The organism is Streptomyces spiroverticillatus, assembly GCA_014650415.1.
Lineage (GTDB): Bacteria > Actinomycetota > Actinomycetes > Streptomycetales > Streptomycetaceae > Streptomyces > Streptomyces spiroverticillatus.
Genome location: BMUX01000013.1, coordinates 174,132 through 200,353 on the forward strand (window position 1 = coordinate 174,132; position 26,222 = coordinate 200,353).

At 71.6% G+C, this 26,222-nt stretch carries 23 protein-coding genes; 12 read left to right on the plus strand and 11 right to left on the minus strand.

Annotated features, from left to right (window positions below):
* Positions 1-76: 76 nt before the first annotated feature.
* The 5 genes from IE269_RS29980 to IE269_RS30000 all read left to right on the plus strand — a co-directional run bounded on the left by IE269_RS29980 (position 77) and on the right by IE269_RS30000 (position 4,430).
* The gene (locus IE269_RS29980) at positions 77-868 is read left to right on the plus strand and encodes a metal-dependent hydrolase (protein ID WP_189826335.1); all 792 of its coding nucleotides are present in this window, start codon (positions 77-79) and stop codon (positions 866-868) included.
* Positions 869-976: 108 nt separating this feature from the next.
* Positions 977-2,536 carry a carboxylesterase/lipase family protein gene (locus IE269_RS29985; protein ID WP_189826336.1) on the plus strand — a complete coding sequence of 520 codons (1,560 nt, stop codon included), beginning with the start codon at positions 977-979 and terminating at the stop codon, positions 2,534-2,536.
* Positions 2,537-2,612: 76 nt separating this feature from the next.
* Positions 2,613-3,572 (plus strand): prolyl aminopeptidase, encoded by a 960-nt coding sequence (pip, locus tag IE269_RS29990; RefSeq protein WP_189826337.1) that lies wholly within the window; start codon positions 2,613-2,615, stop codon positions 3,570-3,572.
* A gap of 223 nt (positions 3,573-3,795) precedes the next feature.
* Entirely contained in the window at positions 3,796-4,167 is a 372-nt protein-coding gene (locus IE269_RS29995) for a hypothetical protein (protein WP_189826338.1), read from the plus strand.
* 26 nt (positions 4,168-4,193) lie between these two features.
* A complete protein-coding gene (locus tag IE269_RS30000; RefSeq protein WP_189826339.1) occupies positions 4,194-4,430 on the plus strand; it encodes a hypothetical protein in 237 nt (78 codons plus the stop codon).
* A 76-nt stretch (positions 4,431-4,506) separates the two neighbouring features.
* On the opposite strand, the gene IE269_RS30005 is transcribed toward IE269_RS30000, so the two are convergent.
* Together IE269_RS30005 and IE269_RS30010 are read right to left on the minus strand one after the other, a co-directional pair.
* On the minus strand, positions 4,507-6,345 hold the full coding sequence (locus tag IE269_RS30005) for an ABC transporter ATP-binding protein (protein WP_189826340.1): 1,839 nt from the start codon (positions 6,343-6,345) through the stop codon (positions 4,507-4,509).
* Positions 6,342-8,198 carry an ABC transporter transmembrane domain-containing protein gene (locus IE269_RS30010; protein ID WP_189826341.1) on the minus strand — a complete coding sequence of 619 codons (1,857 nt, stop codon included), beginning with the start codon at positions 8,196-8,198 and terminating at the stop codon, positions 6,342-6,344. The genes IE269_RS30005 and IE269_RS30010 overlap by 4 nt, the downstream gene beginning before the upstream one ends.
* A 222-nt stretch (positions 8,199-8,420) precedes the next feature.
* Here IE269_RS30010 and IE269_RS30015 point away from each other — a divergent pair, with 222 nt between their 5' ends.
* Positions 8,421-10,046 carry a peptide-N4-asparagine amidase gene (locus tag IE269_RS30015; RefSeq protein ID WP_308436992.1) on the plus strand — a complete coding sequence of 542 codons (1,626 nt, stop codon included), beginning with the start codon at positions 8,421-8,423 and terminating at the stop codon, positions 10,044-10,046.
* Positions 10,047-10,081: 35 nt separating this feature from the next.
* Positions 10,082-10,834, plus strand: a complete 753-nt coding sequence (locus IE269_RS30020) for a L,D-transpeptidase family protein (protein WP_189826342.1) — start codon at positions 10,082-10,084, stop codon at positions 10,832-10,834.
* Positions 10,835-10,888: 54 nt separating this feature from the next.
* On the opposite strand, the gene IE269_RS30025 is transcribed toward IE269_RS30020, so the two are convergent.
* The 3 genes from IE269_RS30025 to IE269_RS30035 all read right to left on the minus strand — a co-directional run bounded on the left by IE269_RS30025 (position 10,889) and on the right by IE269_RS30035 (position 15,941).
* The gene (locus tag IE269_RS30025) at positions 10,889-12,319 is read right to left on the minus strand and encodes a Gfo/Idh/MocA family protein (protein ID WP_189826343.1); all 1,431 of its coding nucleotides are present in this window, start codon (positions 12,317-12,319) and stop codon (positions 10,889-10,891) included.
* 164 nt (positions 12,320-12,483) lie between these two features.
* Complete coding sequence (locus IE269_RS30030; RefSeq protein ID WP_189826344.1) at positions 12,484-15,408, minus strand: FAD-binding and (Fe-S)-binding domain-containing protein; 2,925 nt, start codon at positions 15,406-15,408, stop codon at positions 12,484-12,486.
* A 77-nt stretch (positions 15,409-15,485) separates the two neighbouring features.
* The gene (locus tag IE269_RS30035) at positions 15,486-15,941 is read right to left on the minus strand and encodes a MarR family winged helix-turn-helix transcriptional regulator (protein ID WP_189826345.1); all 456 of its coding nucleotides are present in this window, start codon (positions 15,939-15,941) and stop codon (positions 15,486-15,488) included.
* A gap of 127 nt (positions 15,942-16,068) precedes the next feature.
* On the opposite strand from IE269_RS30035, the gene IE269_RS30040 reads away from it, so the two are divergent.
* Positions 16,069-17,880, plus strand: a complete 1,812-nt coding sequence (locus IE269_RS30040) for an ABC transporter ATP-binding protein (protein WP_189826408.1) — start codon at positions 16,069-16,071, stop codon at positions 17,878-17,880.
* A 400-nt stretch (positions 17,881-18,280) separates the two neighbouring features.
* On the plus strand, positions 18,281-19,087 hold the full coding sequence (gene mltG / locus IE269_RS30045; protein ID WP_189826346.1) for an endolytic transglycosylase MltG: 807 nt from the start codon (positions 18,281-18,283) through the stop codon (positions 19,085-19,087).
* A 36-nt stretch (positions 19,088-19,123) separates the two neighbouring features.
* Here mltG and IE269_RS30050 read toward each other — a convergent pair whose 3' ends face one another.
* The 6 genes from IE269_RS30050 to IE269_RS43850 all read right to left on the minus strand — a co-directional run bounded on the left by IE269_RS30050 (position 19,124) and on the right by IE269_RS43850 (position 24,360).
* Entirely contained in the window at positions 19,124-20,212 is a 1,089-nt protein-coding gene (locus IE269_RS30050) for an NAD(P)-binding domain-containing protein (RefSeq protein ID WP_189826347.1), read from the minus strand.
* A 62-nt stretch (positions 20,213-20,274) separates the two neighbouring features.
* Positions 20,275-21,393, minus strand: coding sequence for an LLM class flavin-dependent oxidoreductase (locus IE269_RS30055; protein WP_189826348.1), 1,119 nt, complete (start codon positions 21,391-21,393; stop codon positions 20,275-20,277).
* Positions 21,393-22,433, minus strand: coding sequence for an ABC transporter substrate-binding protein (locus tag IE269_RS30060; RefSeq protein ID WP_189826349.1), 1,041 nt, complete (start codon positions 22,431-22,433; stop codon positions 21,393-21,395). The genes IE269_RS30055 and IE269_RS30060 overlap by 1 nt, the downstream gene beginning before the upstream one ends.
* A 59-nt stretch (positions 22,434-22,492) precedes the next feature.
* Entirely contained in the window at positions 22,493-23,260 is a 768-nt protein-coding gene (locus IE269_RS30065; RefSeq protein ID WP_189826350.1) for an ABC transporter ATP-binding protein, read from the minus strand.
* Positions 23,233-24,129, minus strand: a complete 897-nt coding sequence (locus IE269_RS30070; protein WP_189826351.1) for an ABC transporter permease — start codon at positions 24,127-24,129, stop codon at positions 23,233-23,235. The genes IE269_RS30065 and IE269_RS30070 overlap by 28 nt, the downstream gene beginning before the upstream one ends.
* 147 nt (positions 24,130-24,276) lie before the next feature.
* Complete coding sequence (locus IE269_RS43850; protein ID WP_368861145.1) at positions 24,277-24,360, minus strand: putative leader peptide; 84 nt, start codon at positions 24,358-24,360, stop codon at positions 24,277-24,279.
* A 110-nt stretch (positions 24,361-24,470) separates the two neighbouring features.
* Between IE269_RS43850 and IE269_RS30075 the strand changes: the two genes are divergently transcribed.
* The 3 genes from IE269_RS30075 to IE269_RS30080 all read left to right on the plus strand — a co-directional run bounded on the left by IE269_RS30075 (position 24,471) and on the right by IE269_RS30080 (position 26,222).
* Positions 24,471-24,893 carry a YjbQ family protein gene (locus tag IE269_RS30075; protein WP_189826352.1) on the plus strand — a complete coding sequence of 141 codons (423 nt, stop codon included), beginning with the start codon at positions 24,471-24,473 and terminating at the stop codon, positions 24,891-24,893.
* 100 nt (positions 24,894-24,993) lie between these two features.
* The gene (locus tag IE269_RS43350) at positions 24,994-25,323 is read left to right on the plus strand and encodes a hypothetical protein (protein ID WP_229898361.1); all 330 of its coding nucleotides are present in this window, start codon (positions 24,994-24,996) and stop codon (positions 25,321-25,323) included.
* On the plus strand, positions 25,251-26,222 hold the full coding sequence (locus tag IE269_RS30080; RefSeq protein WP_229898373.1) for an acyltransferase family protein: 972 nt from the start codon (positions 25,251-25,253) through the stop codon (positions 26,220-26,222). The genes IE269_RS43350 and IE269_RS30080 overlap by 73 nt, the downstream gene beginning before the upstream one ends.

Sequence of the window (26,222 nt, forward strand, 5' to 3'; positions counted from 1 at the left end):
ATCGGCGGCCGGGTCTCAACTCGGCCGCGCCAGGGAAGAGATGGGGGAACACGCAGCAAATGGGGCGGGTACGACCATGATGGGACCGGCGCACTCACTGTCGGGAGCGGCCGCCTGGCTCGGAGTGGGAGCCGCGGCAGCCGCGGCCGGCCACGCGATGCCCTGGCCGGTGCTCGTCGTCGGCGCACTGATCTGTGCGGGGGCGGCGCTCGCCCCCGACCTCGACCACAAGTCGGCGACCATCTCGCGCGCCTTCGGACCGATCTCCCGGCTGCTCTGCGAGATCGTCGACAAACTGTCGTACGCCGTCTACAAGGCGACCCGCACCAAGAAGGACCCGCGCCGCACCGGCGGACACCGCACCCTCACCCACACCTGGGTGTGGGCCGTGGCCGTCGGCGCGGGCTGCTCGGCGGCGGCCATATGGGGCGGGCGCTGGGCGGTGCTGGCGATCCTCTTCGTGCACCTGGTGCTCGCGGTGGAGGGCCTGCTGTGGCGGGCCGCCCGGGTCTCCAGCGACGTCCTGGTGTGGCTGCTGGGCGCGACCAGCGCCTGGATCCTGGGGGGCGTGCTGGACAAGCCGGGCAACGGCGCGAGCTGGCTGTTCGAGGCCCCCGGCCAGGAGTACCTGTGGCTGGGCCTGCCGATCGTCCTGGGCGCGCTGGTGCACGACATCGGGGACGCGCTGACCGTCTCCGGCTGCCCGATCCTGTGGCCCATCCCCATCGCGGGCAAGCGGTGGTACCCGCTGGGGCCGCCGAAGCCGATGCGGTTCCGGGCCGGGAGCTGGGTGGAGCTGAAGGTGCTGATGCCGGTGTTCATGCTGGCCGGGGGCGTGGGCGGGGCGGCGGCGCTGGGCTTCATCTGACCCCGTACCGAAAAGGGGCCGCCCGGGGATGCCCGGACGGCCCCTTTTCGCACGTCAGGGGCGGGTGTACGTTCTGGCCAGTGCACCTTCCACGAAAGGCAGTGACACGTGTCAATAAGCGAAGCGGTCGACGCAGCCGAAGCGCCCGGCGCCGGGCAGCTCGTCGTCGAGACCACGGCCGGAGCCCTGCGCGGCACCGTCCGCCACGACAGCCACGCCTGGCTCGGCGTCCCGTTCGCACAGCCGCCGGTGGGGGAGCTGAAGTGGCGCGCCCCGCAGCCCGTCTCGCCCTGGGAGGGGGTGCGCGAGGCGACGGCGTACGGTCCCGCCGCCGTGCAGCTCTCCCGCTTCGACCCGACGGCACCCCCGTACGACCGCGACAGCGAGGACTGCCTCTACCTCAACGTCTTCGCCCCGGCCGCCCCCGCCCCGTCGCCCCGCCCGGTCCTGGTCTGGATCCACGGCGGCGGCTTCGTCTTCGGCACCGGCGCGGACTACGACGGCTCGGTCCTCGCCGAGCGCGGCGACGTGGTCGTGGTGACCCTGAACTACCGGCTCAGCTCCTGGGGCTTCCTGCACCTCGCGGGCGTCGACCCGTCGGTGGCGGACTCCAACGTGGGCGTACGGGACCAGGTCGCCGCCCTTCAGTGGGTGCGGGACAACATCGCGGCCTTCGGTGGCGACCCCTCCCGCGTGACGATCGTCGGCGAGTCGGCCGGCGGCATGAGCGTCGGCACCCTCCTCGGCGTCCCCGCAGCCCGCGGCCTCTTCCACGGCGCGGTGCTGCTCAGCGGCAGCGCCGCCGACCAGCAGGACGCCGCGACCGGCACGGCCGCCGCGAAGGCGCTCCTGGCCCGGCTCGGCATCCCGGAGACGGAGCCGGGCCGCATCCGCGACGTACCCCTGGCGGAGCTGCGTGCCGCGACCGAGGAGCTGGCCCACGCGGGCGGCCACGACGGCAGGCAGGGCATCCCGTTCGTGCCGGTCGTCGACGGCGACCTCATCCCGTACGTGCCGCTGGCCGCCGTGGCGGACGGCGCGGTCGCCGACGTACCGCTGCTGGTGGCGTGCTGCCGTGACGAGATGGCCATCTTCACGTTCATGGCCGAGGACAACCCGATCACCCGCTCCCTGGAGGAGCGGACCGGACCACAGGCGTGGACCGAACTCCTGCGCCGGTACGAGCAGTTCGAGCCGGAGGGGGCGGCCGTCGGCGGCAACCCCCGCAAGACGCTGCTCGGCGACGCCATGTTCGTCATGCCGTCGATACGGGTCGCCGAGGCCCAGGTGCGCGCGGGCGGCAAGGCGTGGATGCACCGCTTCGACCACCAGCCGCCCATGGAGCCGTACAACATGCTCGGCCCCACGCACGCGGCCGACATCCCCTGCCTGTGGAGCCGGGAGCCCTCCTTCGACCTGTGCTCGCTGAGCGGCGAACCGGCCGACGGTTTCATGGACATGAGCGAGGCGGACAAGGCGGCGTCGGCAGCCCTCCAGGACGCCGTCCTCTCCCTGGTCCGCGACGGCCGCCCGAGCCTGCCCGGCGGCCCGGAGTGGCCCGCGTACGACGAGAAGACGCGCCCGCAGATGCTGATCACGGCGCAGCCGGAACTGGCCCACGACCCGACGGGCGAGCGGCGCGAGGCGTGGGAGGGGATCACGGGCTGAGCCGCGGGGGGCGGCGTTACGGTGGGCCGGGCCCGATCCCGGCCCGCCGTCACCCGCACCCCAGGAGGTCCCGGCCATGCCCGCCCCGTACCCGATCCTCGATCCGTACGACCAAGGACTCCTCGACGTCGGCGACGGCAACCGCATCCACTGGGAGGTCTCCGGCAACCCGGACGGCAAGCCCGCGCTGGTCGTGCACGGCGGGCCGGGGTCCGGGAGCTCCCCGCGCAACCGCAAGCACTTCGACCCCGACCGCTACCGGCTGATCCTCTTCGACCAGCGCGGCTGCGGCCGCAGCACCCCGCACGTCGCGGACCCGGCCACGAGCCTGGAGCACAACACCACCGCGCACCTGATCGCCGACATGGATAAGCTCCGCCAACACCTGGGTGTGGAACGGTGGTTGCTGTTCGGCGGGTCGTGGGGGTCGACGCTGGTCCTCGCGTACGCCCAGGCCTTCCCGGAGCGTGTGAGCGAGGTCGTCCTCGCCGGAGTGACGACGACGCGGCGCTCGGAGATCGCCTGGCTGTACGGGGGAGCCGGGCGCTTCTTCCCCGAGGCGCACGCCCGGTTCCGGGAGCAGATCCCGGAAGCAGAGCGGGACGACCTGGTGGCGGCCTATGCGCGGCGTGCGTCGAGCGCGGACCTCGCGGTGCGGGACAAGGCGGTCGCCGACTGGTGTGCGTGGGAGGACGCGGTGCTGGGCCTGGAGCCGGTGCGGCCGAGCACCGCTCCGTACGCGGGGCGGCCGGAGGCGGGCCGGATCTCGCTGGTGCGCATCGCGTCCCACTACTTCGCGCACGGGGCGTGGCTGGAGGAGGGTGAACTGGTGCGCGGCGCGGGCAAGTTGGCGGGCATCCCGGGCGTGCTCCTCCAGGGCCGCCACGACCTGGGCGGGCCCCCGCACACGGCCTGGGAGCTGGCCCAGGCCTGGCCCGGCGCGGAACTGCGGATCTTCGACGACTCGGGCCACATGGGCGGAACGGGAATGGGCGAGGCGATGGCGGAGGCGCTGGAGAGGTTCGCGGGAAAGTAGAGGCCCTGTTGCGGCAATTCCTGCTGGAAACAAATCCGCCGTGAATTGCCCTCGTCCTGAAATCACTTCACCCGGATGGCGCAGCGCGCTGTCCGGGTGAAGTGCTCCGGAGGCATCCGGGCGGTGAGCGCACGCCCGTGCAAGCCGTTGTGGCGAGAAAATCATGCGTGGAATCCTCGAAACGTCAACTCACCAAGTGCAGTGACAATCCGAGGGAGTTGCTGTGTTCACAAGAAGACGCGACAAAGAAAAACAGGGGAGTTCCGCGGCGCTGCGCCGGACCGTTCTCGCCGCCGCCGGAGCGCTCCTCCTGGTGGCCGCACTGCCGTCCAGCGCCGGGGCGGCGGGCGGACAGTTCACCTTCAGCCGCAACGACGGGTCCGTGGATGCCCTGTTCGCGCCGCCCAACGACGTGTGCCTCCCGCTGAGCGGCGGCGCGGCCCACGCGAGCAACGACACCGACGCCACGGCCTTCGTCTTCCTCGACGGAGGGTGCTCGCAGCTCTCGGCGATCGTCGGGGTCGGCGGGACCTGGGACCAGTACAACCCGCCGCCGCAGCCCGCCTACAGTGTCCGCTTCGGTTCGTCGGGCTGAACGAACCACCGCTCAAGGAGGCAAGAATGAAGCGCAAACTGTCCTTGATGTTCGCGGCAATGGCGGTCGGGGCAATGGCCCTCGCCGCTCCGGCGAGCGCGCAGATTCGCGGCGCCGACGACTGGCACCTCAATCCCGCAGGTGTCTTCCAGACCGAGTACGACTGCGTGGTGGCCGGGCAGACCGGCTATCTCGGCGGTGCCTGGAAGGATTTCCGGTGCGAATACGTGGGGCTGGGCTGGCGGATGTGGGTCCTGACCTAGCCGTACACAACGAGCCGTGCACGCAACGAGGGGCCGGCCCGGGAATTCCCGGGCCGGCCCCTCGTCCGTATGGCCCCTACCCGTGCCACGACCTCCACAGCGCCGCGTACGCCCCGTCCGCCGCCACCAGCTCGTCGTGGCTGCCGAGTTCGGCGATCCGGCCGTCCTCGACGACCGCGATCACGTCCGCGTCGTGCGCGGTGTGCAGCCGGTGCGCGATGGCGATCACCGTACGGCCCTCCAGCACCCTGGCCAGGGAACGCTCCAGGTGCCGGGCCGCCCTCGGGTCGAGCAGCGACGTCGCCTCGTCCAGGACCAGCGTGTGCGGGTCCGCCAGCACCAGCCGGGCCAGCGCGATCTGCTGCGCCTGCGCCGGGGTGAGGGCGAAGCCCCCGGACCCCACCTCGGTGTCCAGCCCGTCGGACAGGCCCCGGGCCCAGGCGTCGGCGTCCACGGCCCCGAGAGCCGCCCACAGTTCGGCGTCCTCGGCTCCGACCCGCGCGAGGCGCAGATTGTCCCGCAGCGAGCCCACGAACACGTGGTGCTCCTGGTTGACCAGCGCCACGTGCGCCCGCACCCGCTCCGCCTGCATCCGGGCCAACTCGGCCCCACCGAGGGTGAGTTCACCCGTGCGTGGCGCGTAGATGCCCGCCATCAGCCGCCCGAGCGTCGACTTCCCGGCACCCGAGGGGCCGACCAGTGCGACCCGCGTCCCCGGTGCGACGTCCAGCGACACCTGGTGCAGTACGTCGATGCCCTCCCGGTAGCCGAAGTTCACCTCGTCCGAGCGCAGCCGCCGCCCGTCGGGCGTCACCTTCTCGTCCCCGGCGTCCGGCTCGATGTCGTGCACGCCCACCAGTCGGGCCAACGACACCTGGGCGACCTGGAGTTCGTCGTACCAGCGCAGGATCAGGTTGACCGGATCCACCAGCATTTGCGCCAGCAGCGCACCCGTCGTCAGCTGACCGACCGTCAACCAGCCCTGGAGCACGAACACTCCGCCGATCACGACCGACCCGCAGAGGATGGTGACGTGCGTGGCGCTGACCACGGGGAAGAGGACGGTGCGCAGCCAGAGGGTGTAATTTTCCCACGCGGTCCATTCCCGGACCCGCTGGTCGGAGAGCGCCACCCGCCGGTTCCCGAGGCGGTGCGCCTCGATCGTGCGGCCCGCGTCGACCGTCTCGGTGAGCATCGCCGCGACCGCCGCGTACCCGGCAGCCTCCGAGCGGTAGGCCGAGGCCGCCCGCTTGAAGTACCACCGGCAGCCGATGATCAGCACGGGCAGCGCCAGCAGCACGGCCAGCGCCAGCGGCGGCGCGGTCGCCGTCAGACCGGCCAGCAGCAGCACCGCCCACACCACGCCGATCGCAAGCTGCGGGACGGCCTCCCGCATCGCGTTCGCGAGCCGGTCGATGTCGGTGGTGATGCGCGACAGCAGGTCACCGGTGCCCGCCCGCTCCAGCACACCCGGCGGCAGCGCGACGGATCGGACCAGGAAGTCCTCGCGCAGGTCCGCGAGCATGCGCTCGCCGAGCATCGCACCGTTCACCCTGGTCTGCCGTACGAAGAAGGCCTGCACCAGCAGCGCGGCGGCGAACAGCCCCGCCGTGCGCTCCAGATGCAGCTCCTTCGCGCCCTCCGTCAGGTCCTCGATGACCCCGCCGAGCAGGTACGGGCCCGCCATCGACGCGATCACCGCGAGCGTGTTGAAGCCGATCAGCGCGGCGAAGGACTTCCGGTGCCGCCGCAGCAGCCCGGTGACGTACCCGCGCACGGTCGCCGGACTGCCCACCGGCAGCGTCGTCGCCGACTCGGGGGCGGCCGGGTCGTACGCCGGGGGAGACACCCCGATCCGGGGCGAGCGCTTGGCCGTCGTAGTTGCCGTGGCGCCCTTGGTCGTGGTGGCGCTCATGCCGATTCCTCGATCTCTTCTCGTGCCTTCGCATCCCGGGCCGACAGTTCGTGTATCTCCGCGCCCGCCTCCGACTCCGCGCCCGCCTCCGCCTCGTCGTCCGTCTCACGCGTGACGACCGCCCGGTAGCGCGGTTCGGTGTGCAGCAGTTCGCGGTGCTCGCCGACCGCCGCCACCTCCCCGTCGTGCACGAACACCACCCGTTCCGCTTGGTCGAGCAGCAGCGGGGAAGAGGCCAGGACCACGGTCGTACGACCGGACCTGAGCCGGGAGACACCCGCTGCCACCCGGGCTTCGGTGTGCGAGTCGACGGCCGACGTCGGCTCGTCGAGCACCAGTACCTCCGGGTCGGTCACCAACGACCGCGCCAGCGCGAGACGTTGGCGCTGACCGCCGGAGAGCGACCGGCCGCGCTCGGTGATCCGCGTCTCCATAGGGTCGCCGTCCCCCGCTCCGGAGGCCGACGCCTGCGCGAGCGCCGCCAGGACGTCCGTGCACTGCGCCGCGTCCAGGGCGTCCTCGGCGGACACCTTCCCGGAGGCCGGCACGTCGAGCAGTTCGCGCAGCGTGCCCGACAGGAGCACCGGGTCCTTGTCCTGTACGAGGACGGAGGCGCGGGCCGCGACGAGCGGCAGCTCGTCCAGGGCGACCCCGCCCAGCCGTACGGAAGCGACCTTCTCCGTGTCGTCCTCCGCACCCGCCGGATGCCCGCCGAGCCGCTCCGCGAGCCGCCCCGCCAGGTCCGGGTCGCCGCACACCACGGCGGTGAACACGCCCGAGGGGGCGAGCAGTCCGGTCACCGGGTCGTACAGGTCGCCCGTCGGGTACTGCGCGGCCTCCTGCCCGTCGCCGGGCGCGGTGCGCCGCAGGGCCAGCACCCGGGCGGCCCGCTTGGCGGACGGCTTCGAGAAGGAGTACGCCATGGCGATCTCCTCGAAGTGCCGCAGCGGGTACATCAACAGCGTCACCGCGCTGTACACGGTGACCAGTTCGCCGACGGTCACCGTGCCCTGCCGGGCGAGCGAGGCCCCGTACCAGACGACGCCCACCAGCAGCAGACCCGGCAGCAGCACCTGGACGGCGGCGATCAGCGCCCACATGCGGGCGCTGCGCACGGCGGCCTTCCTGACCTCCTGCGAGGCCTCGCGGTAGCGCCCGAGGAAGAGCTCCTCGCCGCCGATGCCGCGCAGCACGCGCAGACCCGCGACCGTGTCGGACGCCAGCTCCGTCGCCCTGCCCGCCTTCTCGCGCTGCACGTCGGCACGCGCGGTGGCCTTGGGCAGCAGCGGGAGCACGGCGAGCGCGAGCGCGGGCACGCCGATGGCGACGACCACGCCGAGCGCGGGCTGGTAGACCACCAGGCCGACGCAGACGACGACCAGCGCGAGGACGGCCGCCGCGAACCGCGACAGCGCCTCGACGAACCACCCAATCTTTTCGACGTCACCTGTTGAAACCGCCACGACTTCGCCCGCCGCCACCCGGCGGGTCAGCGCGGCTCCCAGCTCGGCGGTCCTGCGCGCCAGCAACTGCTGCACGCGGGCGGCCGCCGTGATCCAGTTCGTGACCGCGACCCGGTGCAGCATCGTGTCACCGAGCGCGAGCGCGATCCCCATCAGCACCAGCAGCCCCGCACCCAGCGCGAGCCGTGTGCCCGACCGGTCGACGACGGCCTGCACAGCCATGCCGACCCCGAGCGGCAGCCCGGCCACCCCGAGCTGGTGCAGCAGCCCCCAGCCCATGGCCTTCACCTGCCCGCCGAGCTGGCTGCGCCCCAGCCACAGCAGGAACCGGCCCCCGGAGCGAACGTCGGGTTCGCCGGGGTCTTGATACGGAAGATCCTTGATCTGCATGAGTTCCTACGGGTCGACGCGCCGCCGGCAGGGGCGGTGAGCGGATACGGGGGACGGGGGGAGCGGAACCGATCCGATGCCGCAAACCGTGCAAGGTTCGCGCTTTTCGGGGGTCGCGGGCAATCGATTAATGCGCAGGCCCCCACAGAACCCGCCAAATTCCCAGCACCGGCGGCGACCGGGTCTGGTGTTCCCGTGCGTCCCGCGATTCACTCCTGTCGCATGAGACAACGAAGGACCATGTCCATGCTCAGCGGTCTCGCGCTGGCCGCCAGTGCGCTCCTCGGGGCCACCCCGGCCGCCGCCGCGCCCGGCCCGGTGCCGCCGCCGGAGTTCGGCACCGACTGGCACGACCCGCTGACCGCCGCCCCGCCCGTGGTCAAGCCGCACACCCGGTCCTGCCAAGTGACCCTGGGCGAGGCCCAGTTCCGCGACTTCACCCCGTACAAGGGCAGTTACACCCCGCCGAAGAAGTGCGGCGACACGTGGAGCAAGGTGGTCCTGCGCCTCGACGGCAAGGTCAAGGGCCGCCAGTACGACCGCCTCGGCCACCTCCACGTCGGCGGTGTCGAAGTCCTCCGCACGTCCACCCCGCAGCCCTCCCCGGACGGCATCACCTGGTCCGTGGAGAAGGACGTCACCCGCTACAGCGACACCTTCCGCCGTACGCAGGACGTCGAGATGCTCATCGGCAATGTCGTCAACGAGACGTACACCGGCGTCATCGACGTCAAGGCGACGTTGACCTTCTACGCCGCCGAGGGCCGCGACCGGCGCACGAAGCCCGCCGCCACCCCCGACCGCGTGCTCACCCTCAACGACAACTCCCTTGTCACCCCGCGCAATGCACAGCGCATTCTCGCCGAGGTGTACGCCACCGGCTCCGGCGGCGGCTGCGAGGAGTACTGGTACCTCTCCGTGCCCGAGAAGGCCCCGTACTCCTGCAAGTCCGCCGACGGCCCCTACCGCGAGGTCCAGCTCAAGGTCGACGGAAAGCTCGCCGGAATCGCCGCGCCCTTCCCGACCGTGTGGACCGGCGGCTGGTCCAACCCCTTCCTCTGGTACACCGTCCCCGGCCCCCGCGCGCTCGACGTCAAGCCCATCCAGTACGACCTGACGCCGTTCGCCGGAATCCTCAACGACGGCCGCCCGCACAAGATCGAGGTCGGCGTCGTCGGCGTACCGGCCGGGCAGGAGGGCTGGAGCCACCCGGTGAACGTCCTCGTCTGGCAGGACCACGGCAGCCGCGTCGTCACCGGCGGCCTCATCCGCCACACCGAGGGCGCGCCGGCCAACTCCACGACGTACACACCCGGTTCGGAGCACCGGCTCGACACGCGCGGCGGCCACGCACTGACCGTCGAGGGGTACGTCAACACCTCGCGCGGCCGTGTCACCACCCGCGTCGCGCGCACCCTGGAGAACACCTCCGTGCACCGGTGGACCGACGGCGAGAGCCTGGACGCCCTCAAGGGCGAGTGGCGGGACGACGAGACGGTGACGGTCACGGGCGCCCACGGGCCCACGCGCAGCACCGAGGCGCGCCGGACGTACGCCATGGACGGCACGACCACGCTCGGCACAGGTGACCGGCTGCGCACCGTGCTCACCCTCGGCGACAAGGCGGACACGGCGTCCTTCACCGGCAAGCGGCGCACCGGTCACACCCGGCTGGACCACGTATACAGCGGCGACGCCACGTACACCGCGAACGTGCCGCGCGACCAGCGGCACGCGGTCGCCACCACCGGCGAGCGCTACCGGCTCAGCGGCTCCGGCATCGGCTGCTACGACCGCAGCGTGAAGACCGTGCAGGGGACGCTCGTGGAGGACCGCACCCACTGCTGAACGGCTGTTCGGTGAGCAGTGGCAGCATGGGACGCATGGCTTTCTCGGCTTTCGCAGCTTCCGCGCAGAGGTCCCGCACACCGGCCGCCGTCCGCACGGGATTTCGTGCGGCGGCGGCCGGGCTGCTCCTGCTGGCGGTGGGCGGCTGCGGCGAGTCCCCACCGCAGGAGAAGAGCGCGCCGCCGCCCGCAGCCCCCACCCAGGACCCCACCCGCATCCCCGGGGTCGGCGACCGGCTGACCGCGAAGATCCCGGCGGACTCGCGGCAGGTCGTCGCCGTGTACGGGAAGTCCAGGGACTCGGCGGACGCCACGGTCGTCCTGTACGACAAGGAAGGCCCGAACTGGAAGCAGCGGGGCCGCTGGCCCGCGCACAACGGCGTCAAGGGCTGGACCCCCGACCACCGCGAGGACGACAGGCGCAGCCCCGCCGGAGTCTTCACGCTGACCGACGCCGGCGGTGTGCTCCCCGACCCGGGGGCGAAGCTGCCGTACACGCGCAGCGCCTCGATCGCCGCGCCGCGCTCCTGGGCCAAGACGCACTGGCACGACTTCGACTACGTCATCGCCATCGACTACAACCGCGTCAAGGGCACCCCGCCCAACGACCCGACCCGCCCCCAGGGCCGGAAGAAGGGCGGCGGGATCTGGCTCCACATGGACCACGGCAGCGGCACCTCGGCGTGCGTGAGCGTCTCCAGGGCGGCGATGGAGACGCTGCTGCGGAGCGTGGACCCGGGGCGGAAACCGGTGATGGTGATGGGGGACGCCGCCTATCTGAGGAGCTGAGCGGGGCTCTTGAAGGGCGGAGCGGGGCCCGGGAGGACCCCGCTCCTCACCCCGTTACGCCTTCGGCTTCTCCGAGTCCACGCCCGGCCGCGCCTTCTTCCACTCGCCCCGGGTGAAGTCCGGGATCTGCTGCGGGGCGCCCTTGGCCCGTATCGACAGATGACTCAGCGGGACCGGCGCCGTCCAGGTCGCCGCGTCGTACACGTCGAAGTCGGGGACCAGACCGAGCTGCATGCACTGCATCAGCCGGAACAGCATCAGGTAGTCCATGCCGCCGTGGCCGCCGGGCGGGTTGGAGTGTTCCTTCCACAGCCAGTGGTCCCACTCCGCGTACTTCTTGAAGTCGTCCCACTGGTCGTTGGTGTTGGTGGGCTCCAGGTAGATGCGCGGCGGGTAGTCCTCGAAGAGGCCGAGCGTGCCGCCGAGGCTGTTGATCCTGCTGTACGGGTGCGGGGTCGACACGTCGTGTTCGAGCCGGATGACGCGGCCCTTGGCGGTCTGGACGAGGCTGATCGTACGGTCGGACTCGATGTACGACTCCTTCCAGCTCGGGTCGCCCGGCGGCATGTGCTTCTTGCGGTACTCGGCCAGGCCCAGCGCCGGGGAGCCGACGCTGACGACGCTCACCGCGCGGTCGCCCCGGTTGACGTCCATGTAGTTGCCGACCGGGCCGAAGCCGTGGTTGGGGTAGAGGTCGCCGCGCAGACGGGTGTGCCACAGGCGGCGCCAGGGGCCCTCGTAGTAGTCGGGGTCGAACATCAGGCCGCGCAGGTCGTGGTTGTAGGCGCCCGCGCCGTGCAGGAGGTCGCCGAACAGGCCCGCGTGGGCCATCCGCAGGACGCGCATCTCGTTGCGGCCGTAGCAGCAGTTCTCCAGCTGCATGCAGTGGCGTCTTGTGCGCTCGGAGGTGTCGACCAGGTCCCAGAGCTCCTCCATGCGCATGGCCAGCGGACACTCCACGCCGACGTGCTTGCCGTTGAGCATGGCGGTCTTGCACATCTCGTAGTGGAAGTCCCACGGGGTGGCGACGTACACGAAGTCGATGTCGCCGCGCTTGCAGAGGTTCTTGTAGTCGTCCTCGTTCTTGGCGTAGATCGCGGGGGCGGGCTGCCCCGCCTTCACGACCTTCGCTGCCGCCTTCTCGGCCTTGGCGCGGACCGGGTCGCAGACGGCGACGACCTTGACGTTCGGCAGGGCGAGGAAGAGGTCGATCATGCCGTCGCCCCGGTTGCCGAGGCCGATCATGCCGACGCGTACGGTGCTGCGGCGCTCGAAGGGGACGTTCGCCATGGTCTTGCCGCGCCGGCGGGGCGCCTCGTCCCGGGACGAGGCGGCGTGCGCGGTGCCCGCCGCGCCGAGTGCGCCCCCCGCGCCGAGGCCGAGTCCCGCGCCGACTGCTCCGGCGGTGCGCAGCGCGGAGCGGCGGGTCACGCCGTCGGGGCCGGTGTTTTCGTCAGGGGTCGGTGTCGCCGTGTCGTCGTACATCGGACCTCCGTGAAAGGGATCGGGTGTCGATCACCCTCACGGAGGGACCGGGTGGGGCACAAGGGGCTTGTGGGCAAAGGGAGTTGGACTTGTTCCGTCCGGTTGATGGATTCTTGCGCGGGAAGGTTTGAGAGCCGCCCCTCGCGGTGGTGCGGGCCGTCGTCTCACGGTCGTGTGGAGCGCTCCAGATCCAGGAGTACGGAGCGGTACGGGCGGCCCGTGGCGTGGTCCATGCCGACCTCGCACATCCGGTTCGCCGAGAGGTACGCGTCGTACTCCCGCGCGCCGACCTCGGCGGCCTCCCGGGCGGTGGCGGACTCGGTCAGCTCCTGGTGGAGCATGCCCCGGTCGCCCGCGAACGCGCAGCAGCGCAGGTCGTCCGGGACCACCACCTCGTCGGCGCACGCCTCGGCCACCTGACGCAACTGCGCCTCGTCGCCCAGGTGTTGCATCGAGCAGGTGGGGTGCAGCACGGCGGAGGCGACCGTGCGGTGCACGGTCAGCGTCGGCAGCAGCTCATCGGCGGCCCAGACGATCGAGTCCACGATCTTCAGCTCGGCGTGCAACTCCCGGTTCTCGTCGGTGAGATACGGCACCACCTCGTGCGCGATGCCCAGCGTGCACGACGACGCGTCGACGACCAGCGGGAGCCGACCGCCGGCCGTCCAGCCCCAGGCGGCCTCCACGATGCGGTTGGCCATCACCGTGTTGCCGTCCACGTACCCCTTGGAGTGCCAGATGGTGGCGCAGCAGGTGCCGCGCACGTCGGAGGGGATCCACACCGGCTTTCCGGCGCGCGCCGACACCGCGACGACCGCCTCCGGGAGGGAGGGGCCCGTGTGGCCCTCCGGGGCGCCGAAGATCCGGTTGACGCAGGCCGGGTAGTACACGGCGTGCGCCCCGGAGCGGGAGGTGCGGGGGAGCGCACGGGCTGCGGCGCCCGGGATCTCCGGGAGCCAGCTCGGGACGAGGTCGGGACGTACCGCCTTCCTCGCCAGACCCGTCACGGAGGTCAGCAGCCGGTCGGAGATCTTGTCGGCGGCCGCCACGGCGAGGCGGGCCGAAGCCTCGACCGCCTTGAAGTTCTTCGCGGTGAGCGCGGCGATGCGCTCCTCGCGGGGCGAGTGCCTGCGGTGGCGGAACTCCTTCATCAGCGCGCCCGTGTCGATGCCGACCGGGCAGGCGATCTTGCAGGTGGAGTCGCCCGCGCAGGTGTCCACGGCGTCGTACCCGTACGCGTCGAGGAGCTGCACGCCGACCGGCGAGTCCAACGGCTGGCGCATCAACTCCCGGCGCAGCACGATGCGTTGACGGGGTGTGGTGGTCAGGTCGCCGCTGGGGCAGGTCGGTTCGCAGAAGCCGCACTCGATGCACGGGTCGGCCTCGGTCTCGACGCGGGGGATGGTCTTCAGGCCGCGCAGATGGGCCTCGGGGTCCCGGTTGAGGACGATGCGCGGGGCGAGGACGCCGTCCGGGTCGATCAACTCCTTGGTGCGCCACATGAGTTCGGTGGCCTGGGGGCCCCACTCCAGCTCCAGGAACGGGCTGATGTTCCGCCCCGTCGCGTGCTCCGCCTTCAGGGAGCCGTCGAAGCGCTCGACCGTCATCCGGCAGAAGTCGTCCATGAAGGCCGCGTACCTGCGGACGTCGGCGGGGTCGCCCGCGTCGAAGGCCAGCAGGAAGTGCAGGTTGCCGTGGGCGGCGTGCCCGGCGACGGCGGCGTCGAAGCCGTGCGTCTCCTGGAGTTCGAGGAGTGCCTCGCAGGCCTCGGCGAGGCGGGAGGGCGGGACGGCGAAGTCCTCGGTGATCAGCGTCGTACCGGACGGACGGGCGCCGCCGACGGCCGTGACGAACGCCTTGCGGGCCTTCCAGTACCCGGCGATGGTTGTGGCGTCGCGGGTGAAGGCGTTGGTGACGGAGGGGACGGGGGAGACCAGTTCGAGCTGCCCCAGGACCTCGGCCGCCGCCTTCTCGTACTCCTCCTGCCCCGCCTCGTCCGGCGCCCGGAACTCCACGAGGAGCGCGGTCGTCTCCTTCGGCAGCTCCGCCCAGTCCTGCGGCACGCCCGCCACGCTCACCGAGGCGCGCAGCGTGTTGCCGTCCATCAGCTCCACGGCGCGGGCGCCCGCCTCGTTGAACAGCGGTACGGCGGCAGCGGCGGCGGACAGCGTCGGGAAGAACAGCAGGGCGGACGAGAGGCTGCGGTCCAGGGGGAGCGTGTCGAAGACGACCTCCGAGATGAACCCGAACGTGCCCTCGGAGCCGACCATCAGTCCGCGCAGGATCTGCACCGGCGTCCGCCCGTCGAGGAACGCGTCGAGCCGGTAGCCGTTGGTGTTCTTGATCTCGTACTTGGCGCGGATGCGGCGGACCAGCTCCGGGTCCGCCTCGATCTCCCGCTTCAGCGCCAGCAGGCCCTCGGCGAGCTTGGGCTCCGCGTGCGCGAGGTCCTCGTCCGCCGTCGGGTCGGCCGTGTCGACGATCGTGCCGGACGGCAGGACGAAGGTGAGCGAGGCCAGGGTGCGGTAGCTGTTGCGGGTGGTGCCCGCGGCCATCCCGGAGGCGTTGTTGGCGACGACCCCGCCCAGCGTGCAGGCGATGGCGCTCGCCGGGTCGGGGCCCAGCACCCGGCCGTACCGGGCGAGGGAGGCGTTGGCGCGGACCACCGTGGTGCCGGGCTGGATACGGGCGCGGGCGCCGTCGTCCAGGACCTCCACGCCGGAGAAGTGGCGGCGCACGTCCACCAGGATGTCCTCGCCCTGGGCCTGCCCGTTCAGCGAGGTCCCGGCCGCGCGGAAGACCACCTCGCGGCCCTTGCCGTGCGCGTACGAAAGGACCGCCGACACGTCGTCGACGTCCTCCGCGACCACCACGACCTGCGGCACGAACCGGTACGGGCTGGCGTCCGCCGCGTACCGCACCAGGTCGGAGACCTTCCACAGCACCTTCTCCGCCCCGAGCAGCGCGCTCAGGTCCCGGCGCAGCGGCAGCGGCGTCCCCTCCGCGAGGGCGGCGGGCACCCGGTCGGGAGCGGGATCCGGTGCGGTCGTCGGGCGCAGGGCCTCCGGCTTCGGCTCCAGGAGCGGCATGCGGCGGTTCCTCTCACGGCGTCACAGCTTCACGGCGTCACGGCTGCACGGCCGTGGCGGTGCGGCGGGGACTCGCGTCAGCAGGGCTGCGGCAGGCCCCCGTCGACCAGGGTGGACAGCAGGCCGCCGAGGACCTTGCGCTCGTCGGCGGTCAATGGAGCCAGGATGTCCTCTACGGCGTCCCGGCGCGCGCTGCGGAGCGCGTCCAGGGTGTCCCGGCCGCCGTCGGTCAGCTCGATCCGGATCACCCGGCGGTTCTCCGGATCCGGCACCCGGCGCACCCGGCCCTGCTGCTCCAGGCCGTCCACCAGGGTCGTCACGGCACGCGGCACGACCTCCAGGCCGCGGGCCAGGTCCGTCATGCGGGGGGCGGCGCCGTCGCGCAGCGAGTAGCGGGAGACGACGCGCAGCAGCCGGGCCTGGCCGGGAGTGATGCCGATCGGCTCCAGCTGGCGCTTCTGCGCGCGGTGCAGGCGCCGGGTCAGCCGCAGGAGCTGCTCCGCCAGCATGCCGTCGTCCGAATGTGTGCTCATGCCGGGAACAATAACAGGACCCCGTGCATTGTGAGTAGAGGTAACAATGAACTAACCTCTTCAAACCGAGACCACGACCGCCCCGCCGCCGACCCCTCCGAGGGAGCCCATGCACCCCGACCGTCAGATGACCCCCGAGAAACTCTGGACGCCCCCCGACTCCGAACCGGGCAAGCAGCAGCCGCCCGCCGAGGTCCGCCGCATCCTGCGCCTCTTCCACCCCTACCGCTTCCGGCTCGCCCTCGTCGGCCTGCTCGTCGGCGCGTCCTCGCTGGTCGGCGTCGCCTCGCCGTTCCTGCTGCGCGAGATCCTCGACGTCGCCATCCCCCAGGGGCGCACGGGCCTGCTGACCCTGCTCGCGCTCGGCATGATCGTCACCGCCGTCATGACCAGCGTCTTCGGCGTCCTCCAGACCCTGATATCGACCACGGTCGGCCAGCGCGTCATGCACGACCTGCGCACCGCCGTCTACGCCCAGCTCCAGCGGATGCCGCTCGCCTTCTTCACGCGCACGCGGACGGGCGAGGTCCAGTCCCGCATAGCCAACGACATCGGCGGCATGCAGGCGACCGTCACCTCCACCGCGACCTCCCTGGTCTCCAACCTGACCGCCGTCGTCGCCACCGTCGTCGCCATGCTCGCCCTGGACTGGCGGCTGACGATCGTCTCGCTGCTCCTGCTGCCGGTCTTCGTGTGGATCAGCCGCAAGGTCGGCCGCGAACGCAAGAAGATCACCACCAAGCGCCAGAAGCAGATGGCCGCCATGTCCGCCACGGTCACCGAGTCCCTGTCGGTCAGCGGCATCCTCCTCGGCCGCACCATGGGCCGCTCCGACTCCCTCACCAAGAACTTCGCCGAGGAGTCCGAGCGCCTCGTCGATCTCGAAATACGGTCCAACATGGCCGGCCGCTGGCGGATGTCCACCATCGGCATCGTCATGGCCGCCATGCCCGCCGTCATCTACTGGGCGGCCGGACTGACCATGAACGCCGGAGCGCCCGTCGTCTCGCTGGGCACGCTCGTCGCCTTCGTCTCGCTCCAGCAGGGCCTGCTGCGCCCCGCCGTGAGCCTGCTGTCCACGGGCGTCCAGATGCAGACCTCGCTCGCCCTCTTCCAGCGCATCTTCGAATACCTCGACCTGCCCGTCGACATCACCGAGCGCGAGAACCCGGTCCGGCTGGAAACCCCCAGGGGCGAGGTCCGCTTCGAGAACGTCGACTTCTCCTACGACGCGACATCCGGCCCCACCCTCACCGGCATCGACCTCACGGTCCCGGCGGGCGGCAGCCTCGCCGTCGTCGGCCCCACCGGCTCCGGCAAGAGCACCCTCAGCTACCTGGTGCCCCGGCTGTACGACGTCACGGGCGGCCGCGTCACCCTCGACGGCACGGACGTCCGCGACCTGGACTTCGACTCCCTGGCCCGCGCGGTGGGCGTCGTCTCCCAGGAGACGTACCTCTTCCACGCCTCCGTCGCCGACAACCTCCGCTTCGCCAAGCCCGACGCCACCGACGAAGAACTGGTCGCGGCCGCCCAAGCCGCCCAGATCCACGACCACATCGCCTCGCTGCCCGACGGCTACGACACCCTCGTCGGCGAACGCGGCTACCGCTTCTCCGGCGGCGAGAAGCAGCGCCTGGCCCTCGCCCGGACCATCCTGCGCGACCCGCCCGTCCTGATCCTGGACGAGGCGACCAGCGCCCTGGACACCCGCACCGAGCACGCCGTGCAGCAGGCCATCGACAACCTCTCCGCCGGCCGCACCACCATCACCATCGCCCACCGCCTCTCCACGGTCCGTGACGCCGACCAGATCGTGGTCCTGGACGCCGGCCGCGTCCGCGAGCGGGGCACGCACGAGGAACTGCTCGCCCGCGACGGGCGGTACGCCGCGCTGGTGCGCCGCGACTCCCGGACCGAGATCCTCACGGCACCGTGAGCGGGAACGCCCGCCCACGCTCGGAAATGCGGCAGCGCCGCCCCTCCCCTGGGACGGGGGAGGAACGGCGCTGCGGCGGGACCTCGGTCAGACCATCCAGCCCAGGAAGTGGAAGACGCCGGCGAGGAGGTCGGTGATGAGGTTCATGATCTGGGTTCTCCTTGTGCTGCGGCACCCGTGTGCCGCCTACGCGTGCATGTGTGGGACAGCGCGAACACGGTCTGCAGCCCGTCGCTTGCGCACCGTAAGCCTCGTACGCCTCAAGGGAGTTGGGCAAGGAAAGCCGGTGCGATCACGCGTTCCAGCGAACATCCGATCCCGTGTTCGCGTGTTCGCCGTGGTGCGTCCATCAGGCCGAGGCGGCAGCGGGACGGCTCGGTCGCCGGGTTAGCGTTCCGGTATGGAGTTCGAGCCCTCGGAAGTCACGCCCCCGCCGCGCCGCAGGTCGCGGGGCCGACTGGTCCTGCTGGTGTGCACCCTCGCCGTGCTCGGCGTCGTCGCGGGGGGAGTGGTGCTGTTCCTGCTGTGGAAGAAGGAGGGCGGCGGCCACGCCAAAGCCCTGACGATCCCCGAGGGCTGGCGCTCCTCGCAGGTGTACGCGGCCGTGGACAAGGCCGTCGGAGCGGCGCCCGGCACCGCGAAGAAGGCGGCGGCCACCGCGAACCTGGGCCTTCCCGCCGCGGCGAAGGGCAACGCGGAGGGCTATCTGTTCCCGGCGACGTACCCGGTGAAGGACGGCGCCACCGCGCAGAGCCTGCTCACGTACATGGTCAAGACGGCGAAGGAACGCCTGGGCACGGGCCCCGACGTGCACCGCGAGCTCGTCATCGCGAGCATCGTCCAGGCGGAGGCCGACACCCCGCAGGACATGGGCAAGGTGGCCCGGGTCATCGCGAACCGCACGGCCGCCGGCATGCCGCTGCAGATGGACTCGACCCTCAACTACGCGATGAACCGCAGCACCCTCGACACCACGCACGAGGACACCCGGATCGACAGCCCGTACAACACCTACGAACGCAAGGGCCTGCCGCCGACCCCCATCGGCAACCCCGGCCTGGAAGCCGTCCGCGCCACCCGCACACCCCCGGCGGGGAACTGGCTGTACTTCGTCACGGTGAAACCGGGCGACACACGCTTCACGCACGACTACGAGGTCCAGAAGCGAAACGTGGCCGAATTCAACGCCAACCGCCGCAAGGGCTAGCACCCGGAGGGGGCGTGGCGGCGCCGGAGGGGTCGACTACACCCCTGCCCGTGCGGCCGCCCCCTTCACCACCCGCAGCGCGTTCCGCACCGCCACGCGGCCCGCACGGTTCGCGCCGATGGTGCTGGCCGACGGGCCGTAGCCGACCAGTTGGATCCGGGGGTCCCGGGCCACCTGCGTGCCCTCCAGGCGGATGCCGCCGCCCGTCTCCCGCAGGCGCAGCGGGGCCAGGTGGTCGACCGCCGCCCGGAAGCCGGTGGCCCACAGGATGACGTCCGCGTCGACGGTGCGCCCGTCGTCCCAGGCCACGCCCGTCTCCGTGATCCGGTCGAACATCGGCAGCCGGTCCAGCACCCCGTTCGCCCGCGCCGCGCGTATCGCGTCGTTGACCGGCAGGTCCGTCACCGAGACGACGCTCTCCGGCGGCAGCCCCTGCCGCACCCGCTCCTCGACCCGCGCGACGGCGGCCCGCCCCCACTCCTCGCTGAACTCGCCCTCGCGGAAGACCGGCGGCCGCCGCGTCACCCAGGTCGTCCCGGCGGCGTACGGGGCGATCTCCATCAGGTGCTGCGTCCCCGACGCCCCACCGCCCACCACCACGACCCGCTGACCTGCGAACTCCTTTGGTCCCGGGTAGTTCGCGGTATGCAGCTGACGCCCCCGGAAGAGCTCCTGCCCCGGGTAGCGCGGCCAGAACGGCCGGTCCCAGGTGCCGGTCCCGCTGATCAGTGCCCGCGTCTGCCAGACGCCCTGTGAGGTCTCGACCCGCAGCCGCCCGTCCTCGCCCTCCCGCACGGCTTCCACATGCACCGGCCGGTGGACGCGCAGGTCGAAGGCCTCCTCGTACGCGGCGAAGTACTCCGAGATCACCTCCGAGGAGGGCCGCGCCGGATCGGCGTCCGTCAGCTCCATGCCCGGCAGCGAGTGCATCCCGTGCACCTTCGCGTACGTCAGCGAAGGCCACCGGAACTGCCAGGCGCCACCCGGCGCCGGAGCATGGTCCAGGACGACGAAGTCCCGCTCCGGCACCAGCCCCGACCTGCGCAGATGGTAGGCAGCCGAGAGTCCGGCCTGCCCGGCACCGATGACGACGACGTCCACGTCCCGCACCCCGAAGTTGTTCATGTTTCTACCAACGGGGTGCGGGCCGTGGATCTTCCCGGCGGCCAGAATCCGGCCGGATTCGGTCAGAACCCCGCTACCAGCCCCCTCCGCACCAGCTCCGGCCGCACCCCCTCCCCGAACCAGTACGCCTCCTCCAGATGCGGATAGCCGGAGAGCACGAAGTGCTCGACCCCGATCGCGTGGTACTCCTCGATCCGGTCCGCGACGTCCGCATGGCTCCCCACCAGCGCCGTCCCGGCCCCGCCCCGCACCAGACCCACACCCGCCCACAGGTTCGGCGAGATTTCCAGACCCTCCCGCGAGCCGCCGTGCAGGGCCAGCATCCGCTGCTGCCCCACGGACTCGCTCTTGCCGAGCGCCTCCTGCGCCGCCGCGATCGTCTCCGGGCTCAGGTCGTCGAGCAGCCGGTCGGCCGTCGCCCACGCCTCCTTCGCCGAGTCCCGCGAAATCGTGTGCAGCCGGATGCCGAACCGGACGGTGCGCCCCCGCTCCTCCGCGAGCCCCCGGATCCAGTCGATCTTCTGCTTCACCTGCGCCGGCGGTTCGCCCCACGTCAGATACACGTCCGCGTGCTGCGCCGCCACCGGACCGGCCGCAGCCGAGGACCCGCCGAAGAAGATCTCCGGATGCGGGTCCGGCGGCAGCGCGGTCAGCCCGCCCTCGATCCGGTAGTGCTCGCCCGTGAAGTCGTACGGCTTGCCGCCCCACGCCCCGCGCACGACCTCCAGGAATTCCGCCGTCCGCGCGTACCGCCGGTCGTGGTCCAGGTGGTCCCCGAAACGCTTCTGCTCGACCGAGTCCCCGCCCGTCACCACGTTCAGCAGCAGCCGCCCCTTCGTGATCCGCTGGTACGTCGCCGCCATGTGCGCGGCGAGCGTCGGCGAGATCACCCCGGGCCGGAACGCCACCAGGAACTTCAGCCGCTCCGTGTGCTGGGCCAGCGCCACCGTCGTCAGCCAGGCGTCCTCGCACCACGTCCCCGTGGGCGTCAGCACCGCCTCGAAGCCCAACTGCTCGGCGGCCTTGGCTATTTGGGTCAGGTACTCGATGTCTGGCGGCCGCACCCCGGCCGTCGGGGCGATCCGGGAGCGGCTGATGCCGCCGTCCGTGTACGCGTGCCGGTCGACGAGCGTGCGCCCGTCGCCGCCGGTGGGCAGGAACCAGTGCAGGTGGACGCTCATCAGGAGGACGCCTTTCCGTACGAGAGGGGAGGGGTGCTGGAGGGCGGACGGTTGCCGTTGAAGCGCGTGTCGACGTAGTCCTTGAACACGAACTTCTTCGGGATCAGCTTGAGTTCGGCGAAGGTGTCCGCGATCTGCTGCTCGGAGGCGATGGCCGCGTCGTCCAGCGCGACCGGCACCCGGGTCCCGGCCGTGCGCTTCACGGAGTCCAGCGCCACCTCGTACGGCAGCCCGGTCTCCTTCGCCCAGACCTTCGCCCACTCCTCCGGGTGTTTGAACACCCAGGCCTGCGCGCGCTCCAGCCGCTTCAGATAGTCGTCGAGCGCCTTCGACTTCTCCGGGTCCTTGAGCGCACCCGGCGCCGCGACCTGGAAGGACAGCCCGTTGGTGACGCCCTCGCCCGTCGTCAGGACGCGGGTGCCCGGGGTGCGCAGGACCTGCGAGGTGTACGGGTCCCAGATCGACCACGCGTCGACCTTGCCCCGGCTGAACGCGGCCAGCGCGTCGGCGGGCTGGAGCAGCTTCACCTTCACGTCGCTCAGCGAGAGCCCGGCCTTCTTCAGCGCGGCCACCAACTGGTAGTGCGCGGAGCTTCCTTGGGCCACCGCGACGGACTTGCCCTTGAGATCGGCGGGCGTTTTCAGCGGCGAGTCCTTCGGCACGACGATCGCCTCGCCCGCCGACGAACCGTGCGACACACCGATCACCGTGATCTTCGACCCGGAACCGGCGGCGAACACGGGCGGCGTGTTGCCGACGCCGCCCACGTCCACGGCCTTGGCGTTGATCGCCTCCAGCAGCGGCGGCCCGGAGGTGAACGTCGACCACTTGATCTTGTATGTGAGGTCGTCCAGCTCGCCGGCCGCCCGCAGGATGGCCTCCGAACCGCCCTTCTGGTCACCGACGTTGAGCGTCACGGAACCGGAACCGTCGGAGGACGAGCCCCCCGACGTGTCGGCGGACGAGGCGCCGCCGCAACCGGTGAGCAGCAGAGAGGTCAGGGGGAGCAGCAGGGCGGCGATCAGCAGGGGCCGTTTCACGGCAGGGCCTTTCTCGGGATGTTCAGGACAGCAAGGGGGGAATTCGTGGAGGGGAACGGTCAGGCGGCACGGGAGACGTCCGCACCCGCCTCCTCCACCCCCAACTCGGTCAGCAGCCGTGAGCGCAGCGCGGTGAACCCGTCCGAGCCGACGGTGCGCGGCCGCTCCAGGTCGACCCGGGTGTCGTACGCGATGACCCCGTCCCGCATCACGAGTGCACGGTCCGCCAGCAGCAGCGCCTCGTCGACGTCGTGGGTGACCAGCAGGACGGCGCAGCCGCGCCGCTGCCACAGCTCCGCGACCAGCCGCTGGGCCTTGATCCGAGTCAGCGCGTCCAGCGCCCCGAACGGCTCGTCGAGCAGCAGCAGATCAGGCTCGCGCACCAACGCCCTTGCGAGGGAAGCCCGTTGGGCCTCGCCGCCCGACAGGGTTTTGGGCCAGGCGGTGGACCGGTGCCCGAGCCCGACCTCCTCCAGTGCGGCCTCCGCCACCTCCCTGCCGGGATCCCCGGGCAGCCCCAGCAGCACGTTGCGCCACACCCGCTTCCACGGCATCAGCCGGGGTGCCTGGAAGGCGACCGCCCTGCGCTTGGGCACGAGGACGGTGCCCTCGATCTCCCGGTCGAGCCCGGCCAGTACCCGCAGGAGCGTGGACTTCCCGCACCCGCTGCGCCCGAGCAATGCGGTGAACTCGCCCGGCTGCAGGGTCAGTTCGAGATCGTCGATCACCGCACGCCCGTCGAACGAACGGGTCAGCCCCTCCACCCGTACGGCGGCAGCGGTGTCTGTGGAGGCCGGGCTCACTGCCCGGTGAAGGTCGGTCGCCATTGCAGCAGCAGCCTTTCGAGGAGACGGACGACGGCATCGGCGATCAGGCCGAGGAATGCGTACACGACCAGGCAGACGACGATCACGTCCGTGCGGAAGAACTCGCGTGCCTGGTTCATCAGGAATCCGATCCCGGCATCGGCGTTGATCGACTCGCCGAAGACGAGTGCCAGCCACGCCGTGGCCAGCGAGTACCGCAGCCCGGTCATCGCCCCGGGCAGTGCCCCCGGCAGCACCACGTGCCGTACGAGCCCCCACCGGCCGAGCCCCAACGCCTCGCCCGCTTCCACGAGTTGGGCGTCGACCCCGCGAATCCCGGCGTACACGTTCAGGTACAGATGGAAGGCGACACCCAGCGCGATCAGCGCGACCTTCGGTGCCTCCCCGATGCCCAGCCAGATGATGAACAGCGGGATCAGTCCGACCCACGGCACCGTCCGCAGCATCTGCACGCTGGCGTCGACCAGGTCCTCGCCGAGCCGCGAGAGACCCGACACGAGCGCGAGCGAAACGCCCACCGCGACGCCCAACACCAGCCCGACGGCGACCCGTTGGAGCGAGGTGGCCATCGCGTCCGGCAGCGTCCCGTCCGCGATCAGCCCGCCGCCCGCCCGGGCGATGGTCCCGGGCGAGGCGAGCACGTCGCCCGGCAGCACCCCGGTCGCGCTGAAGACCTGCCACAGCACCAGCAGCAGCAAGGGCCCCACCGTCCGCCGCAGCCACCGCGGCACCTTGCGCAACCGGCCCTTGCGCGACCCCCGGGGCTCCACGGGCTCCAGCTCGGGCCCGGCCACGGCGGCGGTCTTGGCAGCGGCCTCGGCACGTACGGACAAATCCGGAATATCCGGCGGCGCATGGCTGACGGTCATGGAACGGCTCCCAGGGAGAGAAGGAATGCGGGCGCGCCCCGGCACCCGCGCGGACGGCGGAGAGGGCACGAAGACGACGAGGGCTCAGCCCTCAATCAGCACAGGGGTGACACGCACACACGAGGCGCGTCGAGAGGTGAAAAGGCGTCAGCAGCCGCGGCGACAACCGGCCGAGGCCACCCGCAGCAGGTCGATGTGACCGCGCGTGGTGAGATGAGCTGAACGCAACATGGCGCAGAACGTAGCGAGCACGCCGGACCACGGTCAACCGTCGTCCCACCATCCGGATGCCGAATCCCACCAGGCGGCCATTTCCGGGCCCCATGGGCGAACATGGAAATATGGCCGACACATTCACCACCCGCGTCCTGCATCTCACCACCGGCTCGACGGAGACCGTCACCGACCTGACCTCGGCCTGCGCCGACTTCCTCGCCGGGGCAGCCGGGGGCCGCGACGGTCTCCTCAACGTCTTCGTCCCGCACGCCACCGCCGGAATCGCCGTCCTCGAAACCGGCGCGGGCAGCGACGACGACCTCCTGGCCGCCCTGCACACCCTCCTGCCCGCCGACGATCGCTGGCAGCACCGCCACGGCACCCCCGGCCACGGCCGCGACCACGTCCTCCCCGCCTTCGTGCCCCCGCACGCGACGCTCCCGGTCATCGGGGGCCGCCTGGAACTGGGCACCTGGCAGTCCGTCTGCCTGGTCGACACCAACGTCGACAATCCCGACCGCAAGGTCCGGCTGAGCTTCCTGGGCTGAGGCCGCCGGGGCCCCCTTTTCCGCCGGTTCTGCCCGGCGGCCGGCGCCCGGCTGCGGCTCTTCCCACACTGGTGGGTACGGGCGGACGGGGGGCGCGGCCATGACGACGCGTACGGAGCCGGAACCGGAGCCGGAGCGGGTGCCGCTGCCGGAGCGGCGGCCGGAACTGGACCTGATCCGGCTGCTCGTCGTGCTGGGGCCGATCTTCTTCCACTCGGCGCTCGTCTTCGCCGCCGACGACGACTTCTACGTCAAGAACGACGAGACCACCGAAGCCGTCGTGATCATCGCCGGGCTCGGGGTGGTCTGGGCGATGCCGCGCTCTTCCTCATCTCCGGCCTGGGCGCCCGCCACTCGCTGCGGCGGCGCGGCGCGGGCGGCTTCGCGGTGGAGCGGCTGCTGCGGCTCGGGGTTCCGCTGGTCCTCGTAACGCTCCTGCTGAACCCGCTGCCGCAGTGGCTGCGGCTGCGTGCGGCGGACGCCGGGTACCACGAGTCGTACCTCGGCTTCCTGCCCCGCTTCTACGACGTGCACCTGGAGCCCGAGGAGTTCCCCTTCGTCGTCCAGGGCGAGCACTTCGAGACGGGCCATCTCTGGTTCGTCGTACTCCTGCTGACGTTCTCCCTCCTGCTGGTGCCGCTGTACCGGTACCTGCCGCACGCGCGCGTGCGGCGCGTCGGCGACCGGGTGGCGGAGGCGGCCGTGCGGCGGCGGGGCCTGGTGCTGCTGCCCGCCCTGGTCTTCGCTGCGATTTGTGCCTTCGCACGGCTGGAGCAGGAGTACGCGGGCTGGCACCGCTGGTCGTACCTGCTGTTCTTCGTCGCGGGCTACGTGCTGGCCTGCGACGAGCGGTTCCGTACCGTGCTGCGGCGCGAGGCGGCGGTCGCCGCCTGGCTCGGGGTGCTTGTGTTCGTGGCTGCGGCCCCCGGATTCGCCCTGGCCGACGAGCCGTTCACGGAGATGACCGTCCTGGCCACCGTCTCGCGGGCACTGTTCGGCGCGGCCGGCTGGTGTCTGGTGGTCGCGGTCACGGGGCTCCTCGACCGGCGGCGGCTGAAGCGGTCGCACGACGAAGGGGATGCGGCGGCCGGTCCCGGGCGCGGGCGTCTGTACGGCTATCTCGCCGCGGCCGTGCTGCCGCTGTACGTCCTGCACCAGCCGATCGTGGTCGCCGCCGCCTACTTCGTGACGGGCTGGCCGGCGCCGATCCCGGTGAAGTACCTCGCGATCGTGGCGATCTCCCTCACCGTCACCTTCCTCGCCTACGACCTGCTGGTCCGCCGCACCCGGGTGACCCGCTTCCTGTTCGGGATGCGGCCCCGGGCGTGA

What these genes read in the sequence shown, in the direction of transcription:
- IE269_RS43350 (WP_229898361.1), top strand. Translation starts at nt 24,994, where the DNA reads ATGACGACGCGTACGGAGCCGGAACCGGAGCCGGAGCGGGTGCCGCTG.
- IE269_RS30010 (WP_189826341.1), bottom strand. Translation starts at nt 8,198, where the DNA reads ATGCAGATCAAGGATCTTCCGTATCAAGACCCCGGCGAACCCGACGTT.
- IE269_RS30000 (WP_189826339.1), top strand. Translation starts at nt 4,194, where the DNA reads ATGAAGCGCAAACTGTCCTTGATGTTCGCGGCAATGGCGGTCGGGGCA.
- IE269_RS30040 (WP_189826408.1), top strand. Translation starts at nt 16,069, where the DNA reads ATGACCCCCGAGAAACTCTGGACGCCCCCCGACTCCGAACCGGGCAAG.
- IE269_RS30005 (WP_189826340.1), bottom strand. Translation starts at nt 6,345, where the DNA reads ATGAGCGCCACCACGACCAAGGGCGCCACGGCAACTACGACGGCCAAG.
- IE269_RS30030 (WP_189826344.1), bottom strand. Translation starts at nt 15,408, where the DNA reads ATGCCGCTCCTGGAGCCGAAGCCGGAGGCCCTGCGCCCGACGACCGCA.
- IE269_RS29980 (WP_189826335.1), top strand. Translation starts at nt 77, where the DNA reads ATGATGGGACCGGCGCACTCACTGTCGGGAGCGGCCGCCTGGCTCGGA.
- IE269_RS30050 (WP_189826347.1), bottom strand. Translation starts at nt 20,212, where the DNA reads ATGAACAACTTCGGGGTGCGGGACGTGGACGTCGTCGTCATCGGTGCC.
- mltG (WP_189826346.1), top strand. Translation starts at nt 18,281, where the DNA reads ATGGAGTTCGAGCCCTCGGAAGTCACGCCCCCGCCGCGCCGCAGGTCG.
- IE269_RS30025 (WP_189826343.1), bottom strand. Translation starts at nt 12,319, where the DNA reads ATGTACGACGACACGGCGACACCGACCCCTGACGAAAACACCGGCCCC.
- pip (WP_189826337.1), top strand. Translation starts at nt 2,613, where the DNA reads ATGCCCGCCCCGTACCCGATCCTCGATCCGTACGACCAAGGACTCCTC.
- IE269_RS43850 (WP_368861145.1), bottom strand. Translation starts at nt 24,360, where the DNA reads ATGTTGCGTTCAGCTCATCTCACCACGCGCGGTCACATCGACCTGCTG.
- IE269_RS30015 (WP_308436992.1), top strand. Translation starts at nt 8,421, where the DNA reads ATGAGACAACGAAGGACCATGTCCATGCTCAGCGGTCTCGCGCTGGCC.
- IE269_RS30075 (WP_189826352.1), top strand. Translation starts at nt 24,471, where the DNA reads ATGGCCGACACATTCACCACCCGCGTCCTGCATCTCACCACCGGCTCG.
- IE269_RS30070 (WP_189826351.1), bottom strand. Translation starts at nt 24,129, where the DNA reads ATGACCGTCAGCCATGCGCCGCCGGATATTCCGGATTTGTCCGTACGT.
- IE269_RS30065 (WP_189826350.1), bottom strand. Translation starts at nt 23,260, where the DNA reads ATGGCGACCGACCTTCACCGGGCAGTGAGCCCGGCCTCCACAGACACC.
- IE269_RS30035 (WP_189826345.1), bottom strand. Translation starts at nt 15,941, where the DNA reads ATGAGCACACATTCGGACGACGGCATGCTGGCGGAGCAGCTCCTGCGG.
- IE269_RS30020 (WP_189826342.1), top strand. Translation starts at nt 10,082, where the DNA reads ATGGCTTTCTCGGCTTTCGCAGCTTCCGCGCAGAGGTCCCGCACACCG.
- IE269_RS30055 (WP_189826348.1), bottom strand. Translation starts at nt 21,393, where the DNA reads ATGAGCGTCCACCTGCACTGGTTCCTGCCCACCGGCGGCGACGGGCGC.